This is a genomic window from Aerococcus sp. BD502 (assembly GCF_057919555.1).
In genome coordinates this window covers 452,378-467,641 of the sequence record NZ_CP147972.1, presented here as the reverse complement: position 1 = coordinate 467,641, position 15,264 = coordinate 452,378, and the positions used below count along the sequence as shown (strand labels likewise).

At 46.9% G+C, this 15,264-nt stretch carries 16 protein-coding genes and 1 other RNA gene; 13 read left to right on the top strand and 4 right to left on the bottom strand.

Annotated elements, in window-relative coordinates; translation table 11 throughout:
- Positions 1 to 15: 15 nt before the first annotated feature.
- The 13 genes from WF803_RS02300 to WF803_RS02240 all read left to right on the top strand — a co-directional run bounded on the left by WF803_RS02300 (position 16) and on the right by WF803_RS02240 (position 10,504).
- The gene (locus tag WF803_RS02300) at positions 16 to 309 is read left to right on the top strand and encodes a hypothetical protein (RefSeq protein WP_489611517.1); all 294 of its coding nucleotides are present in this window, start codon (positions 16 to 18) and stop codon (positions 307 to 309) included.
- Between the two features lie 298 nt (positions 310 to 607).
- Entirely contained in the window at positions 608 to 1,138 is a 531-nt protein-coding gene (gene tadA, locus WF803_RS02295; RefSeq protein ID WP_489611516.1) for a tRNA adenosine(34) deaminase TadA, read from the top strand.
- A 44-nt stretch (positions 1,139 to 1,182) separates the two neighbouring features.
- Positions 1,183 to 1,509: a hypothetical protein gene (locus WF803_RS02290; protein WP_489611515.1), complete on the top strand. Its 327-nt coding sequence runs from the start codon at positions 1,183 to 1,185 to the stop codon at positions 1,507 to 1,509.
- Positions 1,496 to 3,460: a V-type ATP synthase subunit I gene (locus tag WF803_RS02285; RefSeq protein WP_489611514.1), complete on the top strand. Its 1,965-nt coding sequence runs from the start codon at positions 1,496 to 1,498 to the stop codon at positions 3,458 to 3,460. Before WF803_RS02290 ends, WF803_RS02285 begins: the two co-directional genes overlap by 14 nt.
- An 18-nt stretch (positions 3,461 to 3,478) precedes the next feature.
- A complete protein-coding gene (locus tag WF803_RS02280) occupies positions 3,479 to 3,958 on the top strand; it encodes a V-type ATP synthase subunit K (protein ID WP_489611513.1) in 480 nt (159 codons plus the stop codon).
- Between the two features lie 36 nt (positions 3,959 to 3,994).
- Positions 3,995 to 4,576, top strand: coding sequence for a V-type ATP synthase subunit E (locus tag WF803_RS02275; RefSeq protein WP_489611512.1), 582 nt, complete (start codon positions 3,995 to 3,997; stop codon positions 4,574 to 4,576).
- Positions 4,577 to 4,591: 15 nt separating this feature from the next.
- Entirely contained in the window at positions 4,592 to 5,593 is a 1,002-nt protein-coding gene (locus WF803_RS02270) for a V-type ATPase subunit (RefSeq protein WP_489611511.1), read from the top strand.
- Complete coding sequence (locus WF803_RS02265) at positions 5,583 to 5,894, top strand: V-type ATP synthase subunit F (RefSeq protein WP_489611510.1); 312 nt, start codon at positions 5,583 to 5,585, stop codon at positions 5,892 to 5,894. Before WF803_RS02270 ends, WF803_RS02265 begins: the two co-directional genes overlap by 11 nt.
- A 32-nt stretch (positions 5,895 to 5,926) precedes the next feature.
- Positions 5,927 to 7,705 (top strand): V-type ATP synthase subunit A, encoded by a 1,779-nt coding sequence (locus tag WF803_RS02260; RefSeq protein WP_489611509.1) that lies wholly within the window; start codon positions 5,927 to 5,929, stop codon positions 7,703 to 7,705.
- Entirely contained in the window at positions 7,705 to 9,099 is a 1,395-nt protein-coding gene (locus WF803_RS02255; RefSeq protein ID WP_489611508.1) for a V-type ATP synthase subunit B, read from the top strand. The genes WF803_RS02260 and WF803_RS02255 overlap by 1 nt, the downstream gene beginning before the upstream one ends.
- Before the next feature lie 6 nt (positions 9,100 to 9,105).
- Positions 9,106 to 9,747: a V-type ATP synthase subunit D gene (locus WF803_RS02250; protein ID WP_489611507.1), complete on the top strand. Its 642-nt coding sequence runs from the start codon at positions 9,106 to 9,108 to the stop codon at positions 9,745 to 9,747.
- An 83-nt stretch (positions 9,748 to 9,830) separates the two neighbouring features.
- Positions 9,831 to 9,917: signal recognition particle sRNA small type (ffs, locus tag WF803_RS02245), an RNA gene on the top strand.
- A gap of 74 nt (positions 9,918 to 9,991) precedes the next feature.
- Entirely contained in the window at positions 9,992 to 10,504 is a 513-nt protein-coding gene (locus WF803_RS02240; protein WP_489611506.1) for an LURP-one-related/scramblase family protein, read from the top strand.
- Here the strand turns inward: WF803_RS02240 and WF803_RS02235 are convergent.
- The 4 genes from WF803_RS02235 to nrdD all read right to left on the bottom strand — a co-directional run bounded on the left by WF803_RS02235 (position 10,501) and on the right by nrdD (position 15,054).
- Positions 10,501 to 11,007 (bottom strand): methylated-DNA--[protein]-cysteine S-methyltransferase, encoded by a 507-nt coding sequence (locus WF803_RS02235; RefSeq protein ID WP_489611505.1) that lies wholly within the window; start codon positions 11,005 to 11,007, stop codon positions 10,501 to 10,503. The two genes, WF803_RS02240 and WF803_RS02235, sit on opposite strands and share 4 nt — an antisense overlap.
- A 31-nt stretch (positions 11,008 to 11,038) precedes the next feature.
- On the bottom strand, positions 11,039 to 12,166 hold the full coding sequence (locus WF803_RS02230) for an ATP-NAD kinase family protein (protein ID WP_489611504.1): 1,128 nt from the start codon (positions 12,164 to 12,166) through the stop codon (positions 11,039 to 11,041).
- A gap of 126 nt (positions 12,167 to 12,292) precedes the next feature.
- Entirely contained in the window at positions 12,293 to 12,811 is a 519-nt protein-coding gene (gene nrdG / locus WF803_RS02225) for an anaerobic ribonucleoside-triphosphate reductase activating protein (RefSeq protein ID WP_489611944.1), read from the bottom strand.
- A gap of 74 nt (positions 12,812 to 12,885) precedes the next feature.
- Positions 12,886 to 15,054, bottom strand: coding sequence for an anaerobic ribonucleoside-triphosphate reductase (gene nrdD, locus WF803_RS02220; RefSeq protein ID WP_489611503.1), 2,169 nt, complete (start codon positions 15,052 to 15,054; stop codon positions 12,886 to 12,888).
- Positions 15,055 to 15,264 lie beyond the last annotated feature (210 nt).

Sequence of the window (15,264 nt, the reverse complement as noted above, 5' to 3'; positions counted from 1 at the left end):
GAAAGGGGATCAAGGATGGATAAGAACAAGAAAATTGCCCTCATTTCGATTGGCGCCTTAGCAGGCCTAGCGGCGATTACCGTATTAGCCCTTTACGAAGAAGACCAAGATCAAACGCTCAGTCGATTCGTTGAGGATACGAAGGATAAAGCCGGCCAAGCGAAGAAGCACCTCGAAAAAGAAGCCAGCAAGAAAAAAGGGGAAGTGGCAAAGCAGGCGAAAAAAGCCAGCAAAAACGCCCAGAAAAAAGGCTGGTTAAATAAGAAAAATGCCCACCGCCTCCTAAAACTGGCGAGCATGATTATTTAAAGGCCAAAGCCAAAGTGAAGTTAAACTTTGCTTTGGCTTTTTTATTATGTTAAAAATAAACTATAGCGCTCTTGAAAAGACATTTCCAGGGGCTAAAAAGGCGCCACTAAGGAATTGTAAGTGTTTATAAAATAGAAAAAACAAGGGCAAAACTGTATTTTGCCTAGGGAAATATGATACACTAGTAGCAGCTGGTTGGTTCTATTTCGTTGGATTTAATGAATAGGACTTGGGCGAGCTGGCTTAGATCCAGTCGACCAGTACATCATTTTAGCCATTGGAATAAGGAGCGTTAGGCATGAGTGTGGCCACATACCCAGAAGGTAGTCCCGAATATTTTATGAGCTTGGCCCTCAGAGAGGCCCAGTGCGCCCGCCAAGAGGGCGAAGTACCCATCGGGGCCGTGGCTGTTTATGACGGTCAGATTATTGGTCGCGGCTACAATCGCCGGGAAATGACCAAGGATGCGACCGGCCATGCCGAAATGCAAGCCATTCGCCAGGCCAATCAAAATTTGGGGCGCTGGCGACTTTATGATGTTGATGTCTATGTGACGCTTGAGCCTTGTCCCATGTGTTCGGGGGCAATGATTAATGCTCGCATCAGGCATTGCTATTTTGGTGCTTATGATCCGAAGGCAGGCACAGCAGGCTCCTTGATGAATTTGCTGGCCGATGAGCGCTTTAATCATCAGGTACCAACGACAGGAGGCGTGCTCTTGGAGGATGCAAGCCAACTGTTGAAGCAGTTTTTTGCTGATCTACGGCGAAAAAAGACCAACCAAAAGCGAAATAAGGAGGGGCAAAACGGGGAAAAGAATTTTAGCTAAGGAAAGCGTGGCAAAGGTTTTTAAGAAGGTGAGGGGGTGTAATTTTGGCAGAGCAAACCATTGATCAGGTTATCAAGGCTGAAGAACAAGCCCAGCAAATCAAGGACGATCATGAGAGGAAAATTGCTGATTTAAAGCAAGAATTCCAAGAAAAACTCGATCATTTAAAGGAAGAAGCACACGCCGATGTTGAGCACTTCAAAGCAGAAAAAGCGAAGAATGTGCGGGAGGCCTTCGATAATTACAAGGCTTCTGCAAAGGCGGAAAAAGAAAAAGAAATCGATCAGATGCGAACCCAATTTGCCAAGAAAGAGCAAACGATGGTCGCTTACGTCATCGAGGAGGTGAATAAACGATATGGCAATAGCTAAAATGCAAAAATTATCGCTAGTGTCTAAGCCCGAATTTAAGGATGAGCTGATCCGGACATTGCAAGATTTGCAAAATGTCGAAGTTGGGCAATTGCCAGCTGAAGAAGAGGCTGACGCTGACCAACCAAAGACCGGGACACATTCCAAAGCTTATGCCAGTTATATCGACCTCTACCATCGTGCTGAACGAGCTTTAGTTGAGCTGTCTCGCTACGGCAAAGACTTGCCTTTCTGGCAGAAATTAACCGCCCAACGTCCAACGTATTCCATGGATAAGCTGCACCAAGAAGTGGACCATGATAAAGCGATCCAGCAGATCGAAACGATCGAACGCTTGCGTGAAAAACGCCATGATATTCAAGACAAAAGAGCCCATATTGAAGAAGAGCAGAGTCGCGTCGCTAATTGGCGTGGGTTGGCTGCTTCTCCGAATGAACTCTATCATATGAAATACTTCGATGTGGCGTTGGGTGTGATTCCTAATGATCAAAACAACACGACCTGGCGCGAATTAAAAGAGGCCTGTGGAAAGGACTTGGCCTTAACAGAAGTCTACTCCAATGACGATGAAATTGGCTTAGTGGCAGTAGCCAAGCCGGGGAAACTGGAAGACGTGATGAGTACCCTCTCCCGTCACCATTTCCAAGAATGGCCCTACCCTTATGAAGAGCGTCCGGATCAAGTGTTTAAGGACCTAGAAGAAAAGCGTAAAGGTCTAATCCGAGCTGAAGAGGAGACAGTCGAAGAGCTGAAGTCTTCCAATCAGTACCGTGACAGTATTCGCTTGGCAGCTGAAGAATTTTACGGCCAGGCCCAGCGAGCATTAGCCCAAGAATTAACTTATGAAAATGACTATTTGCTCTACTTAACAGGCTGGTGCGATGTGGAGGACACCGATGAAGTGATCAGTCGCTTAGACCGGCAAATTGGCGAACACCACTATGCGTTGAAAAAAGAAGAAATTTCTGAAGAAGAAATTGAACAAGATGAAGTGCCAATCAAGCTGAAGAACAATGCCTTGAACCGGCCCTTTGAAACTGTTGTGCGCATGTATGGCATGCCCAACTACCGGGAAATTGACCCGACACCTTTCATCACTTGGTTCTACATGATCTTCTTTGCGATGATGCTGGGGGACTTTGGCTACGGCTTAATCCTGTGGCTCATGACCCTCTTTGCCAAGAAGAAAATGGACTTGACGGGCCAAGGGAAGGAACTCGTCGATCTGGCTTATGTGGTTTCCTACCCGAGCATGATTGTTGGTTTGCTTTACGGTTCCTTCTTCGGGGAAAGTATTCCTACCGGTGTGATTAGCCCAACAGAAGATGCGATTGTCCTCATGGGCTTGTCCGTTGGGATCGGGGTCGTTCACTTGGTAGTGGCTTTGATGATCAAGTCCTACCTCGAAGCGAAACGCGGGAATATCGATTCCTTCTGGTCAGATGGTTTTGGCTGGATTGTGACCTTGCTAGGCCTCATTGCTTGGATCGGCGGGGTGGCATTGAAGATCGGCGTCATGGCAACGATTGGTAAATGGGCAACCATTATTGGCTTTGCGGGAATGATTATTTTCCCACTCATTTTCCAAAAGAAAAAAGGCGTGGCCTTAGTTCTGGGTCTCTACAATATTTATGGGGTTTCCGGCTATATTGGGGACTTAGTCAGCTACACGCGTTTGATGGCCCTAGGGATTGCTGGTGGTAGTATTGCGATGGCATTCAACATGCTGGTGGGCTTTTTCCCCACACCGATTCGTTTTACCATCGGGCTTATCCTGATTGTGGCTCTCCAAGGCTTTAACTTCTTCTTATCTGCCTTGAGTGCTTATGTCCACGGCTTACGTTTGATCTTCGTTGAGTTCTTCGGTAAATTCTTCGAATCGGGGGGCCGTGAATTCAAGCCGATTGACACATTACAAAAATATGTTCGTTTAATGAATCAAGAGAAATAATAAATTGGAGGTATACTCATGGAAAACTGGATTAGCTTTTTAGTCGAGAATGGTGGCCCAATCTTTGCATACTTAGCCGTTGCTGTTGCAACCTTCTTCTCAGGGATGGGTTCAGCTCGCGGTGTTGGTGAAGCCGGGGAAGCCGCTGTTGCTTTAACGAAAGACCAACCCGAAAAATTTGCCCAAACCTTGATCCTACAATTGCTACCTGGTACGCAAGGTCTTTACGGCTTCGTTGTTGGTTTCTTAATTTACTTACGTCTTGGCCAAGAAATTACTTTGGAAAATGGTTTAATTCTACTCGCTGCTGCCCTTCCTGTTGCGATTGTCGGCTGGATTTCTGCTCGCTACCAAGGTCAAGTGGCTGCTGCTGGGATGCAAATTTTAGCTAAACGCCCTGAAAACATGGCGAACGCGATCGTGTACGCCGTAATGGTGGAAACTTACGCGATCTTAGGCTTCGTTATGTCCCTACTTCTTGTTATTAATGTGGGCTAATTTCATGAACCACTTAAAACAGAAAGGAGGCAGCTCATGGCAGATATTAATGAATTAACCCAAGATGTTTTACACAAGGTCAAAGCCGAAGTCGAAGCCGATTTCGACCAGAAAAAAGAAAAATTAGCGGCTCGTTTCGCTGAGCAAGAAAAACAAGTGAAAACGAAGGCCAAACGTGAAAAAGAAACGCTAGATGAGCGTGCAAAACGGGAGTTAGAGCGCTTGAAGCAAAGTTATAATAATGAGCTTCGCAATCGCTACTTGGAAGAGAAGCAGCATTTAATTCATGAGACATTTGCAAAAGCTGTCGATCAAATGACCCAAATGGATGCCAAAGACTTTATGGCTCTGATTGAAGAGGCCCTCGGCAGCATCCCTAAGGATCAAGCGACAGAAATTGTGCTGGGTGAACGCAGCAAAGGCCAAGTCGATGCTGGTATGCTAGAAAAATTGCAAGAGAAATTCTCACAAGTCAGTCTAGCGGATCACGTCTTGCCTAAGAAAGCCGGCTTTATCCTCGCACAAAAAGGCATGGATTATAACTTTACCTTTGATCAATTAATCGAAGAAGAAGAGGATAGCCTATCCCAGGAAATTTCACGTCAAGTATTTGCTTAGAGAGGAGTGAGCAACATGGAAAAAACAGCCTATGCGGGTTTGAATGTCACAATTCGCGTGCTAGAAAATGATTTACTAGCGCCAGCGGATTACAACACGATGCTCCAGGCAAGCTCCTTAGCAGATGCGCTTAATGTCTTACGCAAGAGTGAATACCACATCCCTGATGATATTGAACAAACGAAAAATTTTGATCAATTCCTCATGGCACGCCTTCGTGAAGTATATGATGACCTCTATGAGGCGACACCTGATCGCCGCGTGATTGATTTCTATGCTTTGCGCTATGAATATCACAATTTGAAGGTTCTCTTTAAGGAATGGTATGCCGAGAAAGATTTCAAAGCGATGTATATTCCGATCGGCCGTCATAGCATTGAAAGCCTACGGAGTGCCGTCAGGACGGGAGCAGGCGACGGTATGGATCATGCCATGCTTCAAGGCATCCAAGACGTTCGCCAACACTTTGAGACTCATCATTCCTATGATGCGATTGCTATTATATTAGATTCCGCCTATTTAGATAATATGCGGGAGTTGGCCGATGGCATCGCGGATCCTGAAGTAACGGCCTTTACGGATACAGTCATTAATTTTGAAAACTTGGCCATGCTCATTCGTGCCATGCACCAAGAACGTCCTGCTGCCTTTATCCGTTCGGTCTTAAGCGACCACGGGACCATTCCTGTCGATGAACTTTCCCAATTTGCCACCGAGAAAAACTATGCGGCTATTGCGGAAAGCTTTAAACGGACACGTCTGGGCGCTGGCTTGGAAGACGTTCTAAAAACTGATGAAAACACGGATGTGGTTGACCTGGAAGCCAAAATTGAAGAATTACTGGCTGAAGAAATGCAAGGAGCCCAATTAAAAGCCTTTGGGCCGCTACCAACGATCGCTTACTTGTACTATTTGGAAAATGAAATCACCAATGTACGCTTAATCCTCGTTGGCTTGGATAATAATCTTGATCACGAAGCAATCGAAGAAAGGATGCGACCTATCTATGGCTCATAAAATTGGTGTCGTTGGTGAAAAAGACGTCGTGCTTCCTTTTCAATTGCTAGGCTTTGATGCTTACCCCATTAATGATGGGAAGGAAGCGCGTGAAAAGATTGACGAACTCGCCAAAGACGAGTACGGCATTATCTACCTCACGGAATCCATCGCTAAAACGATTCCTGAGACCATTGCGCATTATGATACGCAAGTCGTGCCGGCGATTATCTTGATTCCCAGTCACCAAGGGAGTGAAGGCATTGGCATGCAGCGCGTGCAGGATAATGTCGAGAAGGCTGTCGGACAAAATATTCTCTAGGCAGCTAGTACGATTAAGAGGGAGGAAACAATTTGAAATCAGGGAAAATTGTTGAAGTTTCAGGTCCACTGATTAAAGCCTCTGGTATGGAAGACGCCGCAGTACAAGAAATTGTTTATGCGGGTAAATTAAACCTGATGGGTGAGATCATCGAAATGCACGGTGATGTCGCTTCGATTCAGGTTTATGAGGAAACGTCTGGCTTAACCCCAGGCGAAGAAGTCCGACCAACCGGTGCGCCTTTATCTGTGGAACTTGGACCAGGACTATTAACGAAGATGTTCGATGGGATTCAACGTCCATTAGAGGAATTTATGGAAGCCACGGATTCGAGCTACCTCGTCCGGGGTGCCCAAGTTGACCCACTCGACCGCAAGAAAAAATGGAGCTTCAAAGCGACCGCTAAAGCGGGCGACCAAGTCGAAGCAGGGGACATTGTCGGAACCGTTCAAGAAAGTGATATTATTGAACACCGCATTATGGTACCCCAAGGTGTGCAAGGTAAAATCAAAGACATTCAAAGCGGAGACTTTAACCTTGATGACACGGTTTATGTCGTTGAATTAGAAAACGGCGAAGAAAAAGAATGTGGCCTATCCCAAAAATGGCCCGTCCGGATCGGCCGTCCTTTCAAGGAAAAATTACTACCCGATAAAATTATGTCCACCGGGCAACGGGTGGTCGACACCTTCTTCCCCATTACGATGGGTGGGGCAGCAGCGATTCCTGGACCTTTCGGGGCAGGGAAAACTGTTTTGCAGCACCAAATCGCAAAGTTTGCGGAAGCGGACGTCGTGGTTTATGTCGGTTGTGGTGAACGTGGTAACGAGATGACCGACGTGTTGAACGAGTTCCCCGAATTGATTGACCCCGATACTGGGAAATCCATCATGGAGCGGACCGTTCTGATCGCCAATACCTCGAACATGCCGGTGGCTGCACGGGAGGCTTCGATCTATACCGGTATTACGATTGCAGAATACTACCGCGACATGGGCTATTCAGTCGCTATCATGGCGGACTCCACCTCACGTTGGGCGGAAGCTTTGCGTGAATTATCGGGCCGTCTGGAAGAAATGCCTGGTGACGAAGGTTACCCTGCTTATCTCGGTTCCCGTATTGCCCAATACTACGAACGTGCCGGGATTGTAAAAACAGTGGGCCAAGAAGAGCGTACCGGTGCGGTCACCGCTATTGGGGCTGTTTCGCCTCCTGGTGGGGATACTTCTGAGCCGGTTACCCAAAACACCTTGCGCGTTGTCAAGGTTTACTGGGGCTTAGACTCGGCCTTATCCCAACGCCGTCACTTCCCAGCAATTAACTGGCTAGATTCTTACTCACTTTACTTGGACGATGTGACCAAAAATATCTCCAAGGAAATTGACGAAGACTGGAGTGGTATGGTCGGTTCGGCAATGTCTACCTTGCAAGAAGAAGATGGCTTACAAGAAATTGTTCGCCTGGTTGGGGTCGATTCCCTCTCCGAATCGGACCGTTTGACCTTGGTTATTGCGGCCCTTATTCGGGAAGCTTACCTCCAGCAAAACTCCTTCAACGAGGTTGACACGACCACCTCAAGCGAAAAGCAATTCAAGATGTTAGATATTATTCTAACCTTTGAAGCTGAGGCGCGTGAGGCCATGAAGTTGGGGGCCTACTATGATGAAATCATGAAGGGCACCCAAGACATCCGCGAACGCATTGACCGGATGAAATACACTCCTGAAGAAGAAATTGAAAAATTAGATGAACTCCACGATGCCATTGCACCTGCAATGAAAGAAGTGATTCAGAAGGGAGGGGCTAAATAATGTTAAAAGAATATAAATCCGTTACAGACGTATATGGACCGTTGATGATCGTTGACGATGTCAAGGATGTGGGTTATGACGAATTAGTTGAAATTCAAACCCAAGACGGCAATACCCGCGTCGGCCAAGTTCTTGAAATTCAAGAAGACAAAGCGGTTGTCCAAATTTACGGGGGCGGTTCTGGCGTAAACTTGCGCGATACCAAAGTGCGCTTTAAAGGCCGTCCACTCGAGTTTGGGGTTTCCGAAGACATGATTGGCCGGACCTTTGATGGTTTAGGGAATGTGACCGATGGCGGTCCTGAAATTATTCCGGATGAAATGCGGGATATTAACGGCCAAGCGATCAACCCGATGGCGCGTGACTACCCCGACGAATTTATTCAAACCGGGGTGTCAACCATTGACCACATGAACACCTTGGTGCGGGGCCAAAAGCTACCAATTTTCTCCGGCTCAGGCTTGCCCCACAAGGAATTAGCCGCTCAGATTGCCCGTCAAGCGACCGTTTTGAACGATGATGAGCAATTTGCTGTCGTCTTTGCGGCGATGGGGGTTACTTTTGAAGAAGCGCAATACTTCGAAAACTCCTTCCAAGAAACAGGCGCGATCGACCGTTCCGTTATGTTTGTGAACTTGGCGGATGACCCAGCGATTGAACGTTTGGCCACGCCAAAAATTGCCTTAACGGCTGCCGAATACCTCGCTTATGAAAAGGACATGCACGTTTTGGTTATCTTAACGGACATGACGAACTACTGTGAGGCCTTGCGGGAAGTTTCCGCTGCCCGCCGTGAGGTGCCTGGCCGTCGTGGTTACCCAGGCTACTTGTACACGAACTTAGCTACGCTTTATGAGCGGGCCGGTCGGATTCGTGGCGCCAAGGGTTCAGTGACCCAGATCCCAATTCTCACCATGCCAGAAGATGATATCACCCACCCTATTCCTGACTTAACAGGTTATATTACGGAAGGGCAAATCATTCTGGATAATGAGTTGAATAACAACGGGATCAAACCACCAATCAACGTTTTACCTTCCCTATCTCGTTTGAAGGATAAGGGGACTGGGGCGGACAAGACGCGTGAAGACCACGCCGACACCATGAACCAGTTGTTCGCTGCCTACGCTAAAGGTAAAGAAGCGAAAGAATTGGCTGTTGTTTTAGGGGAATCAGCCCTTTCTGATACCGACCGCCTCTACTTGAAATTTACCGACCGCTTCGAAAACGAATATGTCAACCAAGGCTTCGATACCAACCGGGACATTTTTGAATCCTTGGAATTAGGCTGGTCACTCCTCTCCATCCTACCGAAGGGTGAGTTGACCCGGATCAGTGATAAATTGGTCGACAAGTATTATCCAGAAACTGATAGCGAAGCCAAAGGAGCGTGATGCATTATGGCTAACGCCTTAAATGTGAAGCCAACGCGGATGGAGTTGAGGAATCTCAAGAAGTCCTTAACGATTGCCACGCGTGGGCATAAACTCCTCAAGGATAAGCAAGACGAATTGATGCGCCAATTCATTGACCTCATTAAGGAAAATAATGAATTGCGGAAAGATGTCGAAGATGGCTTAACCGGAGCCCTGCAAAATTTTGTCTTGGCTTCCAGCTTGATGAATGAGGCTTTCATCGATGAATTGACGGCCATTCCCACCAAGGAAGTGAGCTTGCATATTCGCAAGGAAAACGTCATGAGTGTTGACGTCCCCAAAATGGACTTCAATTACTCCGAAGAGCAGGAGAGCAAAAATGAAAAATTTGCTTACGGCTACTTAAATACCTCCAGTGAATTGGATGAAGCTATTGACGTTTTGAGTGCGATGATGCCCAAATTACTGGAACTGAGTGAGATCGAAAAAACTTGCCAATTAATGGCAGACGAAATCGAAAGCACCCGTCGCCGAGTTAACGCCCTCGAGTACCGGATGATTCCTGATACTGAAGAGACGATTGCTTATATTGAAGCCAAATTGGAAGAAGAAGAAAGATCCACGAAAACTCGGATTATGAAGTTGAAGGATATGCAAGAAGCTTAAGCATTATATGCCCAGATCGTGTGATCTTGGGCATTTTTACTTGCATAAGTAGGAAAGCTTTGCTATACTATAATTGTCGAAAGACCTTATGGCAAAGATGGAAGTGTGAACCGGGTCAGATCGGGAACGAAGCAGCCCTAAGCATTTTCCTTCTTGTGCTGTAAGCTAGGAAGAGGCCAAGCCTCTTTTTTTATTTAAATTGCTTACTCACATTTTGTTATAGCCAAAGGGCTGGGAGGTTAGCATGCGGGAATTAATCTTGCGCCAGAAATTGTTTAAAGTGTTTGATCAATACGAAGTCAAAGACGATGCGGGTGAAGTGCGCTACCAGGTGAAGCAAAAATTTAGCTTGTGGACCAAGCGTTTCAAGGTTTGGGATGCTGAGGGCCACGAAGTTTTCGCCTTGAAGAAATTACATTTTCATATTTTTCCGCATTTCCGCTGCCGCCTTGCTTCGGGCGAGGAGTTAACCTTGAAGAGTAAATGGTCGCCCATGCGGCGTCGCCTGCAAGTGGACAGTGATGCGGGTACCGTACAAGTCAAGGGGAATTTGTTGGATTACAATTACCACATCAATGTGGACGGGGACCGGATTGGTGAAATTCGGCGGAAATTTTTAAGCATTGGGGATAGCTTTGTTTTAAGTGTCAAGGACCAAGCTGCTGAGCCTTTGGTGTTGGCCATTGCCCTTGTTTTAGATGTCCTTGTTGATGGGGAAAAAGAAGCTGAAGAAGAAAAAACGTCTAGTGAAGACTAGACGTTTAAGGACGTGATGCCTTGCTCTAAATTGAGCAGGGCTTTTTTCATATCTAAGCCACTGGAGAAACCAATTAAATGGCCATTTTTGCCAATGACCCGGTGGCAGGGGGTCACGATCAGATAGGGATTGCGACTGATTGCTTGGCCCACCGCCTGGCAAGCAGTTGGCTTCCCTATTTTTCTCGCAATATCTTGGTAAGTGCGTGTTTCACCATAGGGAATTTGCCGGAGGGTTGCCCAGATTTGCTCCTGGAAGGGGGTTCCCACCGCCTTGGGGTAGTGTAGTTGGAAATTTTTTAATTCCCCAGAAAAATAAGCCAAAAGCTGCTGGACGACGGGTTGGACACTCTCCGTGGAACGGACATAAGTGCCAGGAATTTCCTCTAAATTAAAATTCTCAACGTCTTGCTCCCGCCGAATAAAACGCAGGTGTTTTTGGCGGTCAACGCCGATCCAAAGGTGAAATTGGTGCCAGGTCATATCATCATAGAAAATAACCATCCCAAACCCTCCTCTCTCCCTGAAATGTGCTTTATTGTAGGGCTGTAGCGGAAACGACGCGGTGCATGCTAAATTGCCCGTAGCCGGTGATGACACGGTAGTAGCCGCAGACTTTTTGGTCAATGGCTTCGTCACCGGTATAGACAATTAATGGCCGGCCCTCTAGGGTATGTAATTTGCTAGGCGTGGAGACAATGGTAATATCTTCCTTAGCAATTTTAGCGAGCACGGCGGCAGAAATTTGCTGATTCCCACGGCCGAAGAGATAGCCTTGGCCTCCCATAGGCGTGACCACTAACTTCGTAGGCGCGTCTTTGATAATCTCTAAAATTTGCTGGTCATAGACGTCTTTGGCAACCAGTTCCTTATTTTTAATGATATCGACCCCCAGCATGGTGACGGGCAGGTCTAATTCTTCCATAATGCGACTGGTGGTGGAGCCTGAGCCAATAATGTAGTAGACGTCATCTTCCATCTGGTCAATGACGGTGAGGGCCGCTGATTCTTGGGCGGCTTGGTCGGATTGCGGGGAAATGGATTTCGTCACCTGCATGAAGGATTCATCGTAAGGCACATTCAGGAAGCCGTAAACCTTCGTATGAATTTCATCACGGCGGAAGGCTTCTTCCTCAATATCGATCACTTCTTCTTCTTGCAGGGCGATGCGTTGGTCGGTTAAGACTTTTAAGGCTAACTCTCCTGCATTTTCTGGGGTGCGCCCATAGACGGGAGAGTGAATCTTCACACCGGCCGGAATACCGATGACTGGAATTTTTAGCCCGATCGTATTCACGAGATCACGGGCAGTGCCATCACCCCCAGCAAAAAGGATTAAATCTAGATCTTTGTCTAGGAGGCGCTTGGCTAATTCATAGGTATCTTCTTTTTGGCTTTCGCCTTCTACTTCATAGACGCATTCAAAATTCAGGCCGGCTTCTTGACAAGGTTTTTCGCCCATGTCGCCACTGGCTCCGTAAACGATCAGGTCATCCTTGATTTCTGCTAGGGCACTCAGGGCTTTGGCAGCCTTTTTGGCGCTTTCTGGTTGGGCGCCCCGCCTACGCGCTTCTTCGAGAACCGCTTGGCCATCTGTTCCTTTTAAGCCAACCCGGCCCCCCATCCCTGCGATGGGGTTAATCATAACTCCTAATTTTTTCATGTTATCCTCCTTCAGCTTAGTGGGCGTTTCGTAAACGCTCTAAGTACATTCATTGTACCGATATTTGGGCAAAAAAGCTATTCCTATGCTAAAAAATCCTCCCCCAGAAGCGGGGAGGATTCACCCTTAAAAGTCATCATAAGTCCCGTCTTGCCATAGGACCAGTTCGTTTTTGGCCAGCGAGGCGGGCACATCAATAATTCTTTGGTTAGAGCTGCCACGAAAACGCAAGGTTAAATCCATTTTGGCCAATTCAAAACGCCCATCGACAAGGACATCAATATGCTTTAAAAGCCAAAGTTTGTCTTCGGTTTCCTGGAGCAATTCTTCATAGTAATAGCCGCTCCAACTCCAAATATCTTTTTGGTCGCCAAAACGCTCGCGTACCTTTTTAACGAGGCGGTTCAGGACTTGGGTATTTAAGAAAGGCTCGCCGCCCAAGAGCGTTAGGCCCTGGCAGTAGGGTTTGGCGAGATCACTGAGGATGCGCTCCTCCAATTCGTCGGTATAAGGCACGCCATAATTAAAGTTTTGCACAATTTTATTATAGCAACCCTTGCAGGCGAAGGGGCAGCCGCTCACGTAAATACTGCAGCGCACCCCATCCCCGTCCACAAAATTGAAGGGCTTATAGTCAGCAATCATCTGTTTAGAAAAGCGTTCTGCGGTCCATTCTTTAGGTTTTGGATTGCGCAAAGTCTCACCTTCCTTATCTAAAGCTAATCAGTCGGCATATGTTTCACGCGGGAAGCAATTTCCTTGTGGCGGCCTTCTGCCATGGGTCGAATATTAGGATTGCCTAAGTAGCCGCAGGTCCGCTTGACCACGTCACAGGTTTCCGGATCGGTGTTCCCGCATTGAGGGCATTTAAAGCCATGTTCTGTGGGTAGAAATTCGCCCTTAAAATCACACTCATAACAGCGATCAATCGGAGTATTGGTTCCTAAGTACCCCACCTTGTCATAAGCAAAGTCCCAAACTGCTTCTAGGGCTGTTGGATTTTGCCGCAGGTTGGGGTATTCGCAGTAGTGAATGAAGCCACCGCTACAATACTTGGGATAAGGACTTTCAAACTCTAATTTTTCAAAAGGCGAAGGATTTTTCCGGACGTCATAGTGGAAGCTATTCGTATAGTAGCCTTTGTCGGTGATGTCTTTGACTAGGCCAAATTTCTCCGTATCCAAGCGGCAGAAGCGATCCGTCAGGCTCTCACTTGGTGTGCTATAGACACTGAAATGATAGCCGTATTGCTCGCCCCAGCGATCGGCAGCTTCCTTCAAGCGGCGCACAATGTCCACGGTGAAGGCCTTGGCTTCCTCATTGTGCTCCCAATTGGGACCATAGAAGCAAGTCGCTGCTTCATAGAGGCCAATATAGCCTAGGGAAACAGTCGCACGTTTATTTTTGAAAACTTCATCGACGTCGTCTTCTTCATTGAGTCGTTTGCCAAAAGCGCCATATTGGTAGAGGATGGGGGCATTTTCTGGTTTGGCTTCCTTGGTACGTTCCACTCGGTAGAGGAGGGCTTTTTCCATGAGCTTTAAGCGTTCCTCTAAGAGGGCGTAGAAGTCTTCCTTTTTATGGTTGGCTTCCATAGCAATGCGGGGAATATTTAAGGTCACGACCCCTAAATTCATGCGTCCGCTATTAACTTCTTGGCCATTTTCGTCCCACCAGCCTTGAAGGAAGGAACGGCAGCCCATTGGTGTTTTAAAACTCCCCGTCAATTCGATTAATTTGTCATACATTAAAACATCTGGGTACATCCGTTTGGTGGCACATTCGACCGCCAATTGCTTAATGTCGTAGTTGGGGTCCCGCGGTTCGAGATTGGTGCCCCGGCGAATAGAGAAAATCAATTTAGGGAAGATAGCAGTCCGCTTTTCCCGGCCCAGGCCTCCAATGCGGACATTGAGGATGGCTTTTTGAATTTCTCGGGCAAACCAATCCGTCCCTAAGCCAAAGCCCAAAGTGGTGAATGGCGTTTGCCCATTAGAGGAGTAGAGGGTATTAATCTCATACTCCAGGCTTTGCATGGCATCGTAAATGTCTTTCTTGGTTTTAGTATAGGCATATTGCTCCCTTTTTACTGCATCCTCAATCCAATCCTCACTAAATTGGAGGTGCTTTTGGAAGTTAAGACGGGCGTAGGGAGCCAAGAGTTCATCAATTCGGTCGGCCGAGCATCCCCCATATTGGGAAGAGGCTACGTTAGCAATAATTTGCGCAATTTGAGCGCAGGCCGTGTTAATGGATTTGGGTGACTCAACTTCCGCATTCCCAATGTGAAAGCCATTGGAGAGCATTTCATTAAAATCAATTAAGCAGCAGTTGGTCATCGGTGAATAGGGTGAGTAGTCGAGGTCGTGGAAGTGAATATCTCCCTTCAAGTGGGCATTGGCCACGGCCCAGGGCATCATATTCAAGCCGAGCGCCTTAGCACTCACGCCGGCCGTCAAGTCCCGCGTGGTATTGAAAACCCGTGAGTCCTTATTGGCATTCTCGTTCAAGACGCGTTTATCACCGGCTCTAAATTCCTTTAATTTCACATTGACATCCATTTGCCGGTCGTGGTCATTAATTTTATGGCTGCGGTATTTCTGAAAACGATGGGCCGCCTCCGTATAGGAATGCGCCTTTAAGACATGAACGATGGCATAGGCCATGTTTTCAGTCGTTTTTTCTTCATATTCCGTTTGGTAGTAAGCCAAAACTTCCTCATAGAGAGTTTTAATATCTTGGTCCGCATTGCCAAGGGCTTTTTTTAGAGCGACTTGCACTTGTGAAGGTCGAAAGTTCACCCGGCGGCCATCACGCTTGGTGATTTGCTTTAAACCCACAGCGATTTTGGTGGGAACTGCCGTGTTAGTGGGGTGTTCTTGTAACATAATAATCCTCCTTGGCTTAAAGTAGGCACAACTTATAGTGTTTGCCTTAGTCACTTAATACTATATCTGGTATCTCAGGAAAAATCTAGAGGCTTTGAGAAGATTGCTTACCAAAAAGTAAATATTGTTCCTACTCCCGACCCTCAGGACAAGCTTTCATGAAAAATTTGTTTATTTGCATTGGGAAAAGAAGGCGTCTGAAAAGCATTT